The 1,942-nt window shown below is 46.8% G+C and carries 2 protein-coding genes and 2 pseudogenes; all 4 read right to left on the bottom strand.

Annotation, left to right across the window (positions count from 1 at the left end; translation table 11 throughout):
• Positions 1-142 (bottom strand): annotated as a pseudogene (locus RIM23_RS14495) (glutamate synthase-related protein); the annotation flags it as partial.
• Between the two features lie 14 nt (positions 143-156).
• Positions 157-855 (bottom strand): Uma2 family endonuclease, encoded by a 699-nt coding sequence (locus RIM23_RS14490; protein ID WP_446367938.1) that lies wholly within the window; start codon positions 853-855, stop codon positions 157-159.
• Between the two features lie 67 nt (positions 856-922).
• Positions 923-1,576 (bottom strand): response regulator transcription factor, encoded by a 654-nt coding sequence (locus RIM23_RS14485; RefSeq protein ID WP_446367937.1) that lies wholly within the window; start codon positions 1,574-1,576, stop codon positions 923-925.
• An 89-nt stretch (positions 1,577-1,665) separates the two neighbouring features.
• Positions 1,666-1,942 (bottom strand): annotated as a pseudogene (locus RIM23_RS14480) (hypothetical protein); the annotation flags it as partial.

Raw genomic sequence — 1,942 nt, 5'->3', positions numbered from 1 at the left:
AATCCGCCCGACCGATTACCTCGTCTAACTTACGATACCCTAACCGTGCCAGGAGCGATCGCACTTCTTCGGCAACAAAGTAGAAAAAGTTGACCACATGATCCGGTACCCCGATAAACCGCTTCCGCAAATGCTCCTGCTTTTGTCCACGGCTAGTCAATCCACTTGCTCCGGGTCAATACCCAACTCTCTCAACCGCTGTGCCAACCTTTCTGCCCGTTGTCGTTCAGCTTCTGCCCGTTGTTCAGCGTCTTGGACTCGTTGTTGAGCCTCTTCTAGGCGTCGTTGAATCTCCACATAACTGGCAAATGGGTTTCCATCAGGACGATAAAGCTGCAACTGTTCCCCAGACAAATCAAAGCGAATACCCAGTCGGGGACTCACCCAATTATTCATCTCGTCAATTACATCCAAACGAGACTCAGAACGCAACCAACCACTCAAATCATTTTTATCCGGATCATACAGATAGTATTCCTCAACACCATAGCGATCATAAAAGACCTGCTTCTTATTCATTTCCGTTAAGGTATTACCAGGAGAGAGAATTTCAAACACTACCTGCGGCGCGATATTCCCCTCATTCCACTGCTGGTAGGAACCTCTATCGCCCTTGGTAACACCAAAGACAATCATCAAATCAGGGGCTTGACGAATTTTATTATTTCCTTGAACGGGATACCATAACAAATCCCCCGCAACAAACACATTGGCATCATCAGCGAAGAGCCACTCTAAATTGTAGTAGATGATCGTAATCCAGCGAAATTGCTTGGTATTGTCTGCCATCGGTTGACCATCACTTTCCGGGTAAATGACATCTTCTTTTGTCTGATCCTCTAGTCTAAAAACCATAACCCTAATCTCCATTCAAGACTGTCTAAGGCTGCTAGTTTAGAAGCGCTCGCTTTATTTTAGATAGTTACGTTTGCACCAATCCTTTTTGAATCGCCAGAACAGCAGCTTGGGTGCGATCGCGCACGTCTAATTTTTGTAAAATGGCATGAACATGAACCCTGACTGTCCCTGTGGCAATATGTAAGAGTTCCCCAATTTCTTGATTACTCTTACCCGCCGCAATCAGCGCCAGAATTTCCTGTTCCCGCTGAGTCAGAGGATTGGCGGACGATTCATCAGTAGATTGGGCAACCTCCGGCGTCTGTTCTCCCACAGCGGCGCGAATTTCACTGGTACTGGTTTTGTCCCACCACGACGCCCCCACCGCCACAGAACGCAGTGCTAAGATTAATACTTCTGCTTCAATGCCTTTGAGACAGTATCCAGAAGCCCCCGCTGCAATTAGCCGCTCAATTAGAGGTTTCTGGGAATGAGAAGTTAAAACTAAAATCGGTAATTCTGGATGTTGCTGCTTAATTTGACGGCAAGCTTCCACACCTCCAATTCCTGGTAGTCCCACATCCAACAGTACAGCATCGGGTAGATACTGATTGGTTAATTCCACCGCCGTCTCGCCATCTACCGCCTCTGCCACAATTTCTAATCCGGGTTCTTGCTGCAATCGCGTCGATAGTCCTAAGCGGAACAGTTCATCATCTTCTACGAGTAGAATTCGCATTCGTCTATGTCATTTGTTTATGTCATACCAAATCCGCCTTTATTGCTTCCTTTGACACTCCCTCGGTTAAAACACGAGGGATTCTTCGTTCATCCAATCACCTTAGAGTATTGACTTTCATCAATACTCAAGAGGGCGAGTTGTCCCGAAGCGTTTATCCAGTATTCCTGAAACGTTCCCGTATGCCCTACGGTACGAAGCGCTTCCATGAGTATGTTAATTGCAGCGTTCCAAATTAAAGTCAGTGAAGAGGTTGCCCCCTCCACTGCTCTCCAAAACGGTACGTGAAAGTTTCCCTTCATACCGCTCCTCATCGGGACGGGATTTGTCATATCTACGTCACCACCAACATATCGTTTATCCACT

This window comes from Coleofasciculus sp. G3-WIS-01, assembly GCF_040223135.1.
Taxonomy (GTDB): domain Bacteria; phylum Cyanobacteriota; class Cyanobacteriia; order Cyanobacteriales; family Coleofasciculaceae; genus Coleofasciculus.
Note: the sequence above shows the minus strand (reverse complement) of the source record. Positions and strands in the feature narration are given on the sequence as shown.

Excerpts from the sequence above, each read along its gene's own strand:
- RIM23_RS14490 (WP_446367938.1), bottom strand. The coding sequence starts at position 855 with ATGGTTTTTAGACTAGAGGATCAGACAAAAGAAGATGTCATTTACCCG.
- RIM23_RS14485 (WP_446367937.1), bottom strand. The coding sequence starts at position 1,576 with ATGCGAATTCTACTCGTAGAAGATGATGAACTGTTCCGCTTAGGACTA.